The sequence below is a fragment of the Candidatus Latescibacter sp. IFSED24 genome (assembly GCF_058273205.1).
In genome coordinates, this window is record NZ_CM177850.1 from 1,918,892 (window position 1) to 1,932,790 (window position 13,899).

10 protein-coding genes are annotated in these 13,899 nt (G+C 69.0%); all 10 read right to left on the reverse strand.

Annotation, left to right across the window (positions count from 1 at the left end):
- Window positions 1-49: 49 nt before the first annotated feature.
- Entirely contained in the window at window positions 50-1,621 is a 1,572-nt protein-coding gene (locus tag IFSED24_RS07930; protein WP_491334679.1) for a T9SS type A sorting domain-containing protein, read from the reverse strand.
- A gap of 92 nt (window positions 1,622-1,713) precedes the next feature.
- Entirely contained in the window at window positions 1,714-2,667 is a 954-nt protein-coding gene (locus IFSED24_RS07935; RefSeq protein WP_491334680.1) for a YbgA family protein, read from the reverse strand.
- Window positions 2,664-3,137 carry an SRPBCC family protein gene (locus IFSED24_RS07940; protein ID WP_491334681.1) on the reverse strand — a complete coding sequence of 158 codons (474 nt, stop codon included), beginning with the start codon at window positions 3,135-3,137 and terminating at the stop codon, window positions 2,664-2,666. Before IFSED24_RS07940 ends, IFSED24_RS07935 begins: the two co-directional genes overlap by 4 nt.
- Window positions 3,134-4,477 (reverse strand): deoxyribodipyrimidine photo-lyase, encoded by a 1,344-nt coding sequence (locus tag IFSED24_RS07945; RefSeq protein ID WP_491334682.1) that lies wholly within the window; start codon window positions 4,475-4,477, stop codon window positions 3,134-3,136. Before IFSED24_RS07945 ends, IFSED24_RS07940 begins: the two co-directional genes overlap by 4 nt.
- Before the next feature lie 42 nt (window positions 4,478-4,519).
- Entirely contained in the window at window positions 4,520-5,422 is a 903-nt protein-coding gene (locus IFSED24_RS07950) for a PhnE/PtxC family ABC transporter permease (protein ID WP_491334683.1), read from the reverse strand.
- On the reverse strand, window positions 5,419-6,285 hold the full coding sequence (locus tag IFSED24_RS07955; RefSeq protein WP_491334684.1) for a PhnE/PtxC family ABC transporter permease: 867 nt from the start codon (window positions 6,283-6,285) through the stop codon (window positions 5,419-5,421). The genes IFSED24_RS07950 and IFSED24_RS07955 overlap by 4 nt, the downstream gene beginning before the upstream one ends.
- On the reverse strand, window positions 6,272-7,072 hold the full coding sequence (locus tag IFSED24_RS07960) for a phosphonate ABC transporter ATP-binding protein (RefSeq protein ID WP_491334685.1): 801 nt from the start codon (window positions 7,070-7,072) through the stop codon (window positions 6,272-6,274). The genes IFSED24_RS07955 and IFSED24_RS07960 overlap by 14 nt, the downstream gene beginning before the upstream one ends.
- Window positions 7,050-7,925, reverse strand: a complete 876-nt coding sequence (locus IFSED24_RS07965; RefSeq protein WP_491334686.1) for a putative selenate ABC transporter substrate-binding protein — start codon at window positions 7,923-7,925, stop codon at window positions 7,050-7,052. Before IFSED24_RS07965 ends, IFSED24_RS07960 begins: the two co-directional genes overlap by 23 nt.
- Before the next feature lie 80 nt (window positions 7,926-8,005).
- Window positions 8,006-12,229, reverse strand: coding sequence for a hybrid sensor histidine kinase/response regulator (locus IFSED24_RS07970; protein ID WP_491334687.1), 4,224 nt, complete (start codon window positions 12,227-12,229; stop codon window positions 8,006-8,008).
- 152 nt (window positions 12,230-12,381) lie between these two features.
- Window positions 12,382-13,893: a cysteine--tRNA ligase gene (gene cysS / locus IFSED24_RS07975; protein WP_491334688.1), complete on the reverse strand. Its 1,512-nt coding sequence runs from the start codon at window positions 13,891-13,893 to the stop codon at window positions 12,382-12,384.
- Between the last annotated feature and the right edge of the window lie 6 nt (window positions 13,894-13,899).

Genomic DNA, 13,899 nt, shown 5'->3' on the forward strand with positions numbered 1-13,899 from the left:
GTTCCGCTGGTGTCCGGTGGTCCCCCGCCATGGTCTGGGGGCGGCGCGATCAGCGCAGCATGGTGAACTTGAAGGTCCGCGCCTCCCCCAGCGCCTCCAGCCGACAGATGTAGGTGCCTGCCGGCACGCTCGAGTCCCCGAAGCCGACCACGTTGTCGCCGGGGGCCAGCACCCCGGTATCGAGGCGGTCGATGAGCCGGCCGCGCAGGTCGTAGATCCGCAGCGTCACGGCGGCCTGGCGTTCGAGCCGGAAGGCGATGGTCGTGGTGAGGTCCGCGCTGGGATTGGGATACACCCGCAGCGAGGTCAGATCCCCGGGCTCGGGCTCCACCGGTGGCATGCCGGGGTTGCGGGGATCGAACGTGTCGAGGGCGAGGGCGCCGGACTGCGTCGGATCGAGCCACGCAGCCAGCTGGGTCTCGGGCGTGCCGCCGCCGTTCCAGGAGACGGACAGGCGGCCGTACCAGTCGCTAGCATCGGGATTGCTGCACGAGGCGTAGCCGCCGTGGAGCTGGCCCACGATGCGGTGGGCGGGGTCGAAGAGCGGGCTGCCGCTGGAGCCTCCCTCGGTGGTGCCCAGGTCCCAGGCGCCCACTCGCCAGTGCGTGCCGTTGCCCGGAGAGTCGTAGCCGATGTACGAGGTCACCGTCAGCGGGTCGTCGTCGAAGCTGATGGCCTTCTCGTCGGTGCTGGGGTGATGGACGCAGACCGAGCGCGCCACCGACTGTCCCGACCAGTCCCAACCGGCGTAGGTCAGATGCCAGCTCGTGTCGGGCGCCGCGCTCAGCTCGAGCAGCGTGAAATCGCTGGGCACGTGGCCCGCGCGCCAGATCGTCCCGGACTGCCAGTCGTCGCGGCTGCCACCGCTGAGATCGCCGCAGACCGGACTTTCGTAGTTCCAGTAGATGGTGACCGAGGCCGCGTTCTCGGCGTCGACGTCGCAGTGGTTGGCGGTCAGGAAGTAGGGCGTTTCGTCCTGGGCCGTATTGTTGATCAGGGCACCGGTGCACTTCCAGGTCCCGTCGAGGGTGTAGACGCCCACCGAACGGATCTCGCGCCGCCACGGGTCTCCCTCGGGGCAGATCACGTCGATGTTGCAGTCGCCCTGCTTGAGCACGGCCTCGCCGAAGCCGCGGTAACCGCGGCCCACGCGCATCACGGCGAGGTCGAAATCGTCGCGATGCCCGGCGGGCAACTCGAGCGAGAGGAGCGCGCTGTCGCCGAGCACCACCGGCGTCCAGAGCTGACCGTCGGGGCGGTTGTGGGCGGCGGTGAAGACGATCTCGTCGCCATGGCTGCCACGGAGCACGAGTCGGGCGCCCCAGGGCAGACGGAAGCGCTCGAACCCGAAGTTGAGGCTCAGCGAGCCCGGAGCCTCGACCCGCAGCTGCCAGCGGTGCCCGCCGTCCGGCAGGCGGTCCCAGTGATCCGTATCGGCGGGGGCCACACTCAGATCGGCAGGCCAGGCGAAGCGCTCGGGGCCTCCCGCGGCGAGGCGAATCTGGTCCTCGGTGGCGAGCGCGGCCAGGTCGGGGCCGGCGAGCGAGAGCAGACGGGGCTCGGCCACCGCGCCGGTGGCCACGACGAACACGAGACAGAGCGTCAGCAGGAAGCGGGGCATGAGCAACCTCGCGGGATCAGGGTGTGGCACAGGGGTAGCGTCAGGATACGGTATGGACCGACCCTGACGCCAGTCTTCAGGCAGCGGCGGGCTCACACGTGGTTGCGCAGCGCCAGCTCGGCCGGCGCGGGCTGGAGATAGACCTGATCCAGCAGGTAGGACACGCCCTGGATCTTCAGGTGGTGGTTGAGCAGGGTCAACGGCACGATGAGCGGCACCTGGCCCTGCCGATAGGCGTCGATGACCGCGAGGATGTCCTCCTTCTCGGGCTGGCCGAGCGACTGCTTCAGGTAGCCCAGCAGGTGCTGCAGGACATTCACATTCTTGCGGGTCGTGGCCCGGACCTGCAGCGCCGCCATGAAGCCCGCCAGGTAGCGTTCGCGGAACTCGGCCGGCGTGTAGTCCTTGACCTGGGCCACCAGCTGGCCCAGCTCCTTGTAGTGCTGGGGACTGTGCGCCATGAGCAGGTACTTCTGCCGGGCGTGGAACGCCACGATCTCGCCCCGCTTGAACCGCCCCGCGAACAGCTCCTGGGCGCGGTGGTAGGCGAAGACGCGGACGATGAAGTTCTCGCGCAGGCCAGGGTCGTTCAGACGCCCCTCCTCCTCCACCGGCAAAAGCGGCAACCGGCGCATGAGCTCCGCTGCGAAAAGCCCCACACCCACCTTGCGCGGCATGCCACCCTTGCCGCCCTTGACCGGCACCCGCTCCATGCCGCAGCTCGGCGAGCCCCGTTTCAGCACGTAGCCAGACAGCCCCAGGGGCACCAGCTCCTTGAGCTTGCGACGCGACCAGCGATTCATCCGCTCGGTCCAGTCGGTGGCGGTCTTGTTGCCGACCATGTCCGGTGCCTCGGGGTCGCCCTCGAGATGGACCGGCTCGCGCGGGATGCCCATGCCGACCTCGGCCTCGGGGCATACCGGCACGAACTCGAAGTAGCCGCCGAGGATGTCGGTGAGGTAGCGGTCGTGCTTGTGGCCGGCGTCCCAGCGCACCTTCTCCCCCAGCAGGCAGGTGCTCACACCGACGAGGATCTTGTCGCTCATTTCGTCTCCTCGGGTTGACCGAACCGTTGCGCCACCACCCGGCGGCGATGATCGAAGATGCCCGCGAGCTGGCGGCGGACCGCCAGCGCGTGGATCAGATCGCCCAGCGGCCCCAGCGGCAGCGCGTAGCGGACGGTGTCGCCCAGCTCGGTGCCGCCGGCGGTCGTGGCGGCGAAGGTGTGGGTGTGGTGCCAGAAAGAGTAGGGTCCGAGGATCTGCTCGTCGACGAACTTGTGGGGCGGCTCGAAGCTGGTGATCAGCGTGCGCCAGCGCAGGGGTAGGCCATTCACGCGCACCACGTAGTCGATGAGCGCGCCCTCCTTCATGGCGATGGGCGACGGCGTGAGGATCTCGAAACCCATGCTGGGCGGGGTGATCGCGGCCAGGTTCTCGGGTCGCGCGAAGAAGGCGAAGACCTCGCCGAGCGGCGCGGCCACCTTCTGGCGTTGCGCGAGGACGTGCACCGTCATGCCTCGGCCTTTCGCCGCAGGCGCGCCATGGCGTCGATGTATCGGTCGACCCGGAACTTGCGCTTGCAGCCGTTGAAGTTCATGTAGCGCACCTTCCCGAACACGGGCCGTTCGACCCAGGGCCGATCGTGCAGCCCGCCGATGGACCAGGCGCAGCCGACGTACCCGTTGGGATCGCGACCGTCGAGGCTGTAGCGGTCGTTGAGCGTGATGGCCACGTCCAGCGCCTCGCCCGGATCGCGCGTCCACTCCAGGATCTTCTTGGCCCAGTACATGCGCAGGTAGCCGTGCATCTTGCCGCGGACCAGCAGTTCGGTCTGCGCGGCGTTCCACAGCGGATCGGCGGTGGTAGCGGCGGCGAACTCGGCCAGATCGTAGAGGTGGTCGCGCGGATCGTCGACGTGGTCCTCGAGGGTGCGGCGGGCCCAGGCGGGCAGCCCCTCGTAACGGTCGTAGTCGGGATTGTGGTGGCAGAAGTTGTCGGACAGCTCGCGACGGACGATCAACTCCTCGAGGAAGACGTCGGCGCCGGGTTTGCCGGCCGTGGCCAGGGCGGCGCGCTGGGGTGCGAGCTGGCCGAAGTGCAGGTATGGGGAGAGGTCGGACTGGCCGGCCACGGTGGGATCGTTGCGCGCCTGGTCGTAGCCAGTGAGCCGGGTCGCGACGAACCGCTCCAGCGCGGCGTGAGCCGCGGACTCCCCGGGGGCGCACCAGTCGCACGGCGGCCCCACATCCGGAACCCGATGCGACCAGTCCGGCGCGGGTACGTCGCCCGACCAGGCATGGGGATGCGACCGGAGCGCCGGGATCTCCTCCAGGAACTCGGCCAGCAAGCGCTGCAGCTTGGGACGGATGGTCCGCGCGGCATATTCCTGCTTGTCGCTGGTCCGCCACACCGGCACCACGTTGTGCGTGTCGACCAGGTGCAGGGGCACGGAGATCCGCTCGGCCACCGCGGTTTCGCCGGCCCGGCTCACACGCAGGGGATTGAAATCGGTGACCAGGCCGCCGGCGCCGCAGCGCTCCGCGAAGGCCGGCACCTCGGTGACGGGATCGCCGCGCAAGAGGACGAAGGGGATGTTCAGTGCGGCGAGGTCGGTGGCCACCTGCCGGAGCCCGCCGAGCATGAAATCATAGTGGCGGCCGGTGGCGCCGAGGAACTCGGGCATGAGGCAGAAGACCACGGCCAGCGAGCGATCATGGGCCAGGGCCCATTCCTGGGCATGGAGCAGCGCCCAGTTGTCGCCGACCCGCTGGTCGCGCCGCATCCAGTAAAGCACCGGACCGGGCGCGAGGTCGCCGGTGCGCAGCGAGCGGACACGGTCGGGATGGACGGTCAAGGCTGGTTCCTCTCGGTGGCGGCTCCCGACAGCATAGCGCGCTCAGCTGCGCCTGACCACCTCGCGGGCCAGCGCCGAGACCAGGTCGCCCACCACCACCAGCAGCGCGCCGGCCGCCATGGCGAGCACCATCTCGTCGTAGTGGTTGCGCGCCCGGGCATCCTGGATCCAGAAGCCCAGCGAGAGCAGGCCGAGCATGCCGAGGACGGTGGCCTCGCGCACGCAGGTCTCCCAGCGGTAGAACAGGTAGAGCAGCGTACGGTTGAGCGAGAGCGGCAGGATGCCGGCCAGGAAGATCTGGGGCCGGCTGGCACCGAGGCCCCGTAGCGCGCGCAGGGTCGGCTGCTCGAGGTTCTCGATCATGTCGGCGTTCAGCTTGCCCAGGATGCCCGCGTTGTGCAGCGCCAGCGCCATTACCAGCGGCAGCGCCGAGGGGCCGCAGAGGCCGAGCAGCAGGAAGGCCCAGACGTACTCGGGGATCGAACGCAGCAGGGTCAGCAGGGCGCGCACCACGATCACCAGCGTGGTCCACGCGGCACGACGCAGGCGGCCGATGGGCCGGGGTTCGGGCAGGAAGGGGTCGGGGCGGGCGAAGCTGCGCGTGGCCCAGGGCGCCAGGACCGCGCCCAGCAGGCCGGCGAGCAGGATGGCGGCCACGCTGATGGCGAGGGTGGCGGCGGTCGCCGCACCCAGATGATCGTGCCAGAGCTGGCTGGCCCAGTGGGCGGCGCCCGTCCAGGTCCAACCGGACTCCTGCAGCGGGTAGGGCACGATCTCGCCGAGGAAGCGCTGCAGGTTGGCCGCGCGGCGGTCGGTCCAGCCCGGATCGGCGAGGAAGCCGCCCGCGAGCCAGCTGCCGGCGACGATCAGGACGGCGGTCCAGGCGCTCAGCCGCAGGAACGGGCTGCGGGGACGCTGGCGGCGGAGCCGGTCGACGGTCGTCATCCCACCAGCCTCCTGCGCACCGCGCCGCTCCACCAGTCCACCGTGACCACCAGGATCAGCAGCACGTAGAGATAGGTCCAGACCTCGCCGTAGTAGAGGTTCTCGAAGCTCGCTGCCAGGTGATAGCCGAGGGTGGGAAAGCCGAAGAAACCGAGGACCGCCGCCGACCGCAGCGCGCACTCGAACCGATAGAGCGCGTAGGCCGTCATGTCGGGCAGGGCGCGGGGCAAGAGGCCGAAGGTGAAGACCTGCGCTGCGGTGGCGCCGGCCTGCTGCAGCGCCAGCGCGGCCGGGCGCGGCGCCTCGTCGATCATCTCGGCGAAGACCTTGGCCAGGGTGCCGGCGTAAGGCAGGGTCAGGGCGGCCACCGCCGCCAGGGGCGTGACTCCGAACACCGCCAGGAAGAGCACCGCCCACAGCAGTTCGTGGATCGAACGCAGCAGCACGGCCACGAGTCGGCAGGCGGCGCTGAAGGGCGCGGCGATCCGGGCGCGGCGGGTGTCGCCCGACCACCAGGCCGTGGCGGCGCCGAAGCCCAGCAGAACGCCCAGCAGGAGCGAGGGGAGCATGGCCGCGGCGGCGAAGGCCACCGTGCGCCAGGCGGCGCGCAGGGCGGTCAGGATCAGCGGCGGCGTTCCGGATGGCAGGTCGACCCCTTCGTGCCCGAGCGCGGGTCGCAGCGCGTGGCCGAAGAATTCAGCGGTGAGCCGCCAGCCCTCGCGATCGGGCCAGAGGCGCCGCGGGTCGAGGTCCAGGGTCCAGATGGCCCAGATTCCGGCGACCGCGAGCAACAGCAGCATCGCGACCCGTGTGTTCAACGGTCCGAGCCCGCGGACCGGCGAGGCCCGGTCAGGTGACGCCATGGTCATCCTCCGGGCGGTTCAGCCGGTACAACGTCTGGAACGACGAGGGATCGATGGCCCCCGGCGCGCCATCGAGGCCGATCCGTCCGTCGCGCAGGCCCACCAGGCGCGGGAAGAAGGCGCGGGCGAGTTCGAGGTCATGGAGGCTCATCACCAGGGTCAGGCCGCGCTCGCGCGCGAGATCGACCAGGAGGCCCACGGTGTCGCGGGCGCGGGCGGGATCGACGCTGGCCACGGGTTCGTCGGCCAGGAGCACGCGCGGTCGCTGATAGAGCGCCCGGGCGATGGCCACGCGCTGCTGCTGGCCGCCGGAGAGGCGGTCGGCCCGGTGGTAGAGCTTCTCGCCCACGCCCACACGGGCGAGGAGGCGATGGGCCCGCTCGAGATCGGCACGAGGGGGGCGGGCCATGGCGCGGGCCGCGGCCCAGAACCCCTGACGACCGAACCCGCCAGCCAGCACGTTCTGGACCACGCGCAGGTTGGGGACCAGGCGCAGATCCTGGTGTACGACCCCGATGCCCGCACGCAGGCGCCTCAGTTCGGCCGGACCGAGCTCGGCCAGATCCCGACCATCGGCCAGGACCCGGCCGGACGTGGCGCGCTGGCTCCCGTTGAGCAACCGCAGCAAGGTGGTCTTGCCCGCACCGCTGGGACCCACGAGCGCCACGGCGGTGCCGGGCTCGATGTCCAGGGTGACCGAATCCAGGGCCACGCCGGCGCCGAAGCGCACGGTGACATTGGCGAGACGGAAGCCGCCGCTCACGTCAGCGGAGCATGTCGAGATCACGCGCCACGGCCTCGATGCCGGCGAACTCCTCGTTCGTGGCCGGGATCAACGCCTCGCGCGGCAACGCCGACAAGAGCGCCCGATCCTCGATGCCGACGAGCGCCGCCTGCAACCGGTCGGTGAATCCGGCGCCGAACATCGTCTCCAGCGCGGGATGGGCGGTGAAATTGTAGTCGGCGTAGTACGGGGTCTTCCAGACGATGCGGACCTTCTCGGGATCGGTGCTCCCGTTGGCCACGCGCTTCTCGTAAACCTTGTAGTTGACCACGCCGGCCTGGTAACGGCCCGATTCCACCAGCTCGACCGTCTTGTCGTGGCTGCCCGAGAAGCCGAAGGGCTGGCTGAAGAACTCGGCGGGGCCCTGGCCCGAGTTCAGACGGATATAGAACTCGGGCATGAGCCGGCCGCTGGTGCTGCTCTCCGAACCGAACGTGAAGCTGAGGTCCTTGATGGCGTGGGGAAACTCGTCGCCGCGCTCCAGACCGGTGCTCTCGTGGGCGATGAAGTACGAATAGTACTGCGGATCGGCCTTGCCCTGGGCGATGGCCCGGGCACCGGGCACGGCGTTGCGTGCCTGCACGCCGGTCAGGCCGCCGAACCAGGCCAGATGGACGTCGCCGTTGCGGAACATCTCCACCGAGGCCTGGTAATCGCGCGCCGGGACGTACTCCACCGGAACCTGCAGGACCTCGGCGAGATGCTTCGCCATGGGAGCGAACTTGGCCTGCAGCTCGGTGGTGTTCTGGTCGGGGATGGCGGTGAACTTGAGGACAGGTGCGACATCCTGGTTGCCACCGCAACCGGCCAGGGCGATCAGCGCGCCGGCCAGCAGAAGGAGGGTAAGATTTCTCAAGAGGATTCTCCGCAGCTAGAGGTTTGACCTTTTGCGGAGGAATGAATACCCATGAACGAGGATATCAGCAAGTCGCAGTGTCAGACGGCAGTCGGCGCTCCCACATACTTCTCGAGCAGGCTCACCAGGGACTTCTGGTCGATGGGTTTGGCGAGATAATCGTCCATGCCCGCATCGAGACAGCGCTGGCGATCGCCTTTCATGGCGTGCGCGGTCAGGGCGATGATCGCCACGTCGGGCTCGAGCACGCCATCCTCGCCGGCCCTGATCCGACGGACCGCCTCGTAGCCGTCCATCACGGGCATCTGCACGTCCATGAACACCAGCGCGAAACGCTGCCGGGACAGGGCGTCCAGCGCCTCGGCGCCGTTGTCGACCACCTCCACCCGGTAGCCCAGCTTGCGCAACAGGATGCTCGCCACCTTCTGGTTGACCGGGTTGTCCTCGGCGAGGAGCAGCGGCAGCGTGTCCGGATCGGCGACCTCATTGGCGCCCGCCCTGGTCCGGAGGGCCTGTCCGGGCGGCGTGTCGGGGTTGGTGAGGTCGGCAGCGGTCGGCAACGCCGTCATGGTCCGTTCGCCGGCGTCCAGCGCCAGCAAGGCCTCGCGCAGCTTGCGATGACGCAACGGCCGCGTCACCCAGCCGTCAAAGCCGGCCTGGACCAGTTCCTCGCCATCGAGCGATTCGCCCAGGCAGAACACGGCCAGGCACGGCGGCGTGGCCGCACCCAGCTCGGCCTGCAGCGTCGCCGGCAGCGAACGGATCTGGGGATCCTGGTTCCAGGTGCCGGCCAGCACCACCCGGCTGGCGGCGCCGGCGCCCAGGGCGGTCAGGGCGACCTGTCCGGGATCGCCCGACACCTCTGGCGCCACCACCTCGCAGCCGAGATAGCGCAGGTTCTCCACGGCGATCTGGCGGATGGCCGGATCGGGCATGATCACCAGCACCGGCAGGTCCAAAGGCTGCAGCGACACCGTCGTATCGCCCCGCGGGAAGGTCAATTCGTACCAGAAGGTCGCACCCCGTCCCAGCTCGCTGTCGACACCGATCTCGCCGCCCATGAGGTCGACCAGCTGCTTGCAGATCGCCAGCCCCAGCCCGGTGCCCCCGTACTTGCGGGTGGTGGATGCGTCGACCTGCGAGAACGACTCGAACAGGCAATCCATGCGATCGGTGGGAATGCCGACACCGCTGTCGATGACCTCGAAGCGCAGGGCCGCCGCGTCACCTGCGGGCTCGCGGCACGTCACCCGCACCTCCACGCGGCCGGACTCGGTGAACTTGACGGCGTTGTTGACCAGGTTGACCAGGATCTGGCGGACGCGGCCCGGATCGCCGCACAGGCTCGCCGGCACGTCGTGATCCACGCGCAGCAGGAAGCTGAGCCCCTTCTTGCCCGCGCGCGGGCCGAGCATCTCGCCCACCTCCTCGACCAGGCTGCGCAGGTCGAAGTCGATGGCCTCGAGCTCGAGCTTGCCCGCCTCGATCTTGGAGAAATCGAGGATGTCGTTGATGATGCTGAGCAGGTTGCGGGCGCTGGCGTAGACCACCTCCAGGTGCTCGCGGTGCTCGGCGGACAGCTCGCCCTCGAGCAGCACCGAGGTCATGCCCAGCACGCCGTTCATGGGCGTGCGGATCTCGTGGCTCATGTTGGCCAGGAACTCGCTCTTGGCCCGGGTGGCCTGCTCGGCCTCCTCCTTGGCCACGCGTAGCGCCTCCTCCACCCGCCGCCGCTCGGTGATCTCCTGCTGCAGGAAATGATTGGCGCGGGTGAGGTCGCCGGTTCGCCGCGCCACGCGCTTCTCCAGATCCTGGGTGCGCACCTTCATCAGGCGGGTACGGTAGCGGATGATGCCGTTGATCGCGGTCAGGCCCACCAGCGCGCACAGCGTCAGGAACCAGGGCGTGCGCCAGAACGGCGGCGACACCACCAGCGAGATGCGCGCCCCCTCCTCGTTCCACACCCCGTCGCTGTTCGAGCCGCGGACCCGGAAGGTGTACTTGCCCGCGGGCAGGTTGGTGTAGGTGGCGTGGGTCCGCTCGCTGGCCTCGGTCCAGTCGCTGTCGAAGCCCTCGAGCATGTAGGTGTAGCGGTTCTTCTTGGGCGCGGCGTAGTGCAGCGCGGTGAAGGCGAAGGAGATCACGTGGTCGCGGAAATCCAGCTCGAGATGGTCGGCCAGGTGGATCGGCTGGTCCAGCAAGAGCCGACCGCGGTTGAGTTCGCCTACCTCCACCGAACGGTTGTTGATCTGGAAATCAGTGATCACCACCGGCGGCACGTAAGCGTTGGCCTCGATCTCGTCGGGGCGGAAGACGTTGAACCCGTTGATGCCGCCGAAGTACATGCGGCCGCTCGCCCCGAAGGAGCAGGCGTTCATGTTGAACTCGTTGCTCTGGCAGCCGTCCTTGGCCTGGTAGTGCTCGAAGTCGAGGGTCGTGGGATCCAGGCGGATCAGGCCGAAGTTGGTGCTGGCCCAGATGTCGCCCCCGGCATCGGCGCAGAGCGCGTAGATGGTGTTGTTGGGCAGGCCGTCCTTCTCGGTGAAGCGACGGCATTCTCCGGTCTCGGGATCGAGGATGCTGATCCCCGAGCCCGACCCGATCCAGATGCGCCCGCGCTGGTCGCGCAGCAGCGTCATGATGGTGTCGCTGGAGATGGTGCGATGATCGGCGGGGTCGTGCCGGTAGTGGCGACGGTCCCCGGTGCGCGGGTCGATGCGCAGCAGGCCAGCCCCCCAGGTTCCCACCCAGAGCACGCCGCCGTTCTCCACCAGCAGCGTCTTGCAGCTGTTGCCTCCGAGGTCGAAGGGGCCGGGCTGCGCCGAGTGGAGCGTGAAGTGTCCGCTGGCCGGATCATAGCTCTGGACGCCGTCCCAGGTGGCCATCCAGAGCGTCCCGTCGACCCCCTCCTCGATGCTGTAGACCCGCAGGCATGGCGGTCCGGTGAGGCCGGAGGGGTCGGCTGCATATCGGTGGAAGCGGCCGGTCGCGGGATCGTACCTGTTGAGCGCTCCATGGGCATAGCCCAGCCAGAGCTGACCCTGGCGATCCTCCTGGATCACCGTGAAGGCAGGGCTGCTGGGGCAACGATCGTCGCGGGCGTCGGTGGGGAAGCGGACCAGCGTCCCATCGTGCGGGTCGAAGTGGTTGAGCCCGTTGTTGGTGGCGATCCAGACCATCCCCTCGCGGTCCTCGTGCAGCGCCCAGACGGTGTTGTCGCTGAGGCTGCCGGGGTCGCCGGGAACGTGGCTGAAGTGATAGAACTGCTTGGAATGCGTGTCATGGAGGCTCGTGCCCAGATCGTGGCCGACCCAGATCACCCCGGCCAGATCCACCAACAAGGCCTGGATCTTATCGCTCTGCAGAGCCGTGGGCGTGGCGAGGTCGGCTGTGAACTCGACCCATTGCCCGGACTCGGGGTCGTAGCACTGGAGCGGAGAGTTGTCGCCGCCGAGCCAGAGCCGCCCCTTCTCGTCGCGAACGAGGCTCTGGATCCCACCCTCGCCCAGCAATGGCGGCACCAGGCTCGCCGTCACCATCCGTTGCGCCAGGTCGAAGCGCTGCAATCCGGTGGTCGTGCCGATGAGGACCTCGCCGTCGCCGCTGGCGAGCAGGGTCTCGACCCTCTCGGTCAGGCGATAGGTCTCGACCGTCGTGCCCGCGAGGCCGATCCGCGCGAGGCCCGCAGCCGTGCCGACCAGGATGCCGCCCTGGCCGTCCAGCAGCAGAGCCGTCACCTCGTCGGAGGGCAAACCGGCCTCCTGATGCCGCCAGACCCATTGTTCGCCGGAGTCCGGGTCGTGCCGCAGGAGACCGTGCTGGCGCGTGGCCACCCAGACCCTGTCCATCGGGTCGATGACCAGATCGAGCACCTCGTAATTGACGCCCGTCTCGCCGGCGGCGCGCGCGGGGCCGGTGCAGAGGAAGTCGAAGCGCCAGGCCGCGCGGTCGAAGCGCGCGAAACCCGAGGACTCGGAGCCCACCCAGAGGTGCCCGTCGTGATCCTCGGCCAGGCAGGTCACGTAGGCGTCGGAGAGGGTCAGGGGATCGTCGGCATCGGTCTTCCAGACCTTGAAGTCGTGGCCGTCGTAGCGGTTGAGGCCGTCCTGGGTGCCCAGCCACACGAAGCCATGGCGGTCCTGCAGGATGCAGTTGACCGAACTCTGGCTCAGTCCATCCTCGAGGGTGAGGTGACGGAACGTGCGCCGCAGTTGCAGGACCTCGGTGTCCTCGGCGACCAGCGGACCGGACATGACCGTCGTCAGGAGGATCGATCCGAGTGCCAGGACCTTCAGAAGCTTCATCCCCGCCTCGCTTGCTCATTGCATGCCAGGAGCCTGCGGGGATCCGCGGGTGGGGTCCGCGGAGCCGCAGCCTCAGCTGTTGCATCGGCCAGGATCAGGGATTCTTTTGCAAAAAAGCAGGAGCGGGGCCGAACCCCGCCCCTCTGGCAGGATCAGAGCGACCAGGCCGTGCCCTCGGGTCCGTCCTGGATACCGACACCCAGGGTGGCCAGCTCGTCGCGCAGCCGGTCGGCTTCGGCCCAGTCCTTGGCCTGGCGCGCCGCGGTGCGCTCGGCGAGCAGAGCCTCCACCCGCGCGATGTCCAGACCGATCCGCGCGGCCTTCAGGTCGCGTCGCGCGGCGAGGTAGACCGCCGGATCCTGGCCGAAGCAGCCGAGAACGTCCGCCACGGTCGCCATGTCGTGGACGAAGCGGGCCAAGGTCCGCCGCCGCACATCCTTGGCCACGCCCTTGGCCGAGGCCAGCAGGCCGTTGACCTCGTTCAGCGGCTTGCTCAGGACGCCCAGGGCGGCCGGGGTGTTGAAGTCGTTGCGCATGGCCTCGTTGAACGCGGCCAGCATGCCGCCCACGGCCTCGGTGACCTCGCCGTCCAGGTCCACCTCCTTGCCGCCGGCGAACAGGGCGCGCGCGCCGGCGAGGGTGCCGTAGACATAGGCCACGCGGTCGTCGGCCTCCTCCAGACCGGGGAAGCGGGCGCTCTCGCCCACCGCCTCCACCTCGAAGTTCAGGCCATGGCGATAGTGCACGGTCATCAGGAAGTAGCGCAGCGTCTCGGGTGTGTGGAGCCCGAGGATCTGGCGGATCGTCCAGAAGTTGCCCAGGCTCTTGGACATCTTCTCGCCGGCGAAGTTGATGAACCCGTTGTGGACCCAGTAGCGCGCGAAGGTGCCCTCGCCGTGGGCGCCCTGGCTCTGGGCGATCTCGTTCTCGTGGTGCGGGAAGATTAGGTCGCGCCCGCCGGCGTGGACGTCGAAGGTCGTTCCCAGGTGGGTCGAGCTCATGGCCGAGCACTCGATGTGCCAGCCGGGCCGTCCGGCACCCCAAGGGCTCTCCCAGAACGGTTCGCCGGGCTTGGCCGCCTTCCAGAGCGCGAAGTCCAGGGGCGACTCCTTGCGCTCGTCCACCTCCACGCGGCTGCCTGCTCCCTCGAGCATCTCCTCGCGGCTGCGGCCGCTGAGACAGCCGTAGGGCCCGAATTCGCCCACGCGGTAGTAGACGTCGCCGCCCGAGGCGTAGGCCAGACCCTTGTCCACCAGCGCCGCGACCAGCTCGATGATCTCCGGAATGTGGTCGCTGACCCGGGGCTCCACATCGGGCGCCAGCATCCCCAGCAGATCCAGGTCCTTGTGGTACTCGGCGGTATAGCGCGCCGCGAGCTCCGTGGCCCCCACCCCTTCCTCCTGGGCGCGGGCGATGATCTTGTCGTCGATGTCGGTGATGTTGCGGACGTACTTCACCGCATAACCCTGATGGCGCAGAAAACGCACCATCACGTCGGGCGCCAGCGCGGCGCGCGCGTGGCCGATGTGGCTCATGTCGTAGACCGTGGGACCGCAACAGTAGATCCCCACCTGTCCGGGCTCGAGGGTCTCCAGCCGCACCTTGTCGCCGCTGAGGGTGTCGGTCAGGTGGATCTCGGGTAGACTGTGCGCGGTCTCGGTCATGGTCGT

Coding starts and splice junctions, on each gene's coding strand:
- cysS (WP_491334688.1), bottom strand. CDS start 13,893: ATGACCGAGACCGCGCACAGTCTACCCGAGATCCACCTGACCGACACC.
- IFSED24_RS07950 (WP_491334683.1), bottom strand. CDS start 5,422: ATGACGACCGTCGACCGGCTCCGCCGCCAGCGTCCCCGCAGCCCGTTC.
- IFSED24_RS07970 (WP_491334687.1), bottom strand. CDS start 12,229: ATGAAGCTTCTGAAGGTCCTGGCACTCGGATCGATCCTCCTGACGACG.
- IFSED24_RS07930 (WP_491334679.1), bottom strand. CDS start 1,621: ATGCCCCGCTTCCTGCTGACGCTCTGTCTCGTGTTCGTCGTGGCCACC.
- IFSED24_RS07935 (WP_491334680.1), bottom strand. CDS start 2,667: ATGAGCGACAAGATCCTCGTCGGTGTGAGCACCTGCCTGCTGGGGGAG.
- IFSED24_RS07955 (WP_491334684.1), bottom strand. CDS start 6,285: ATGGCGTCACCTGACCGGGCCTCGCCGGTCCGCGGGCTCGGACCGTTG.
- IFSED24_RS07940 (WP_491334681.1), bottom strand. CDS start 3,137: ATGACGGTGCACGTCCTCGCGCAACGCCAGAAGGTGGCCGCGCCGCTC.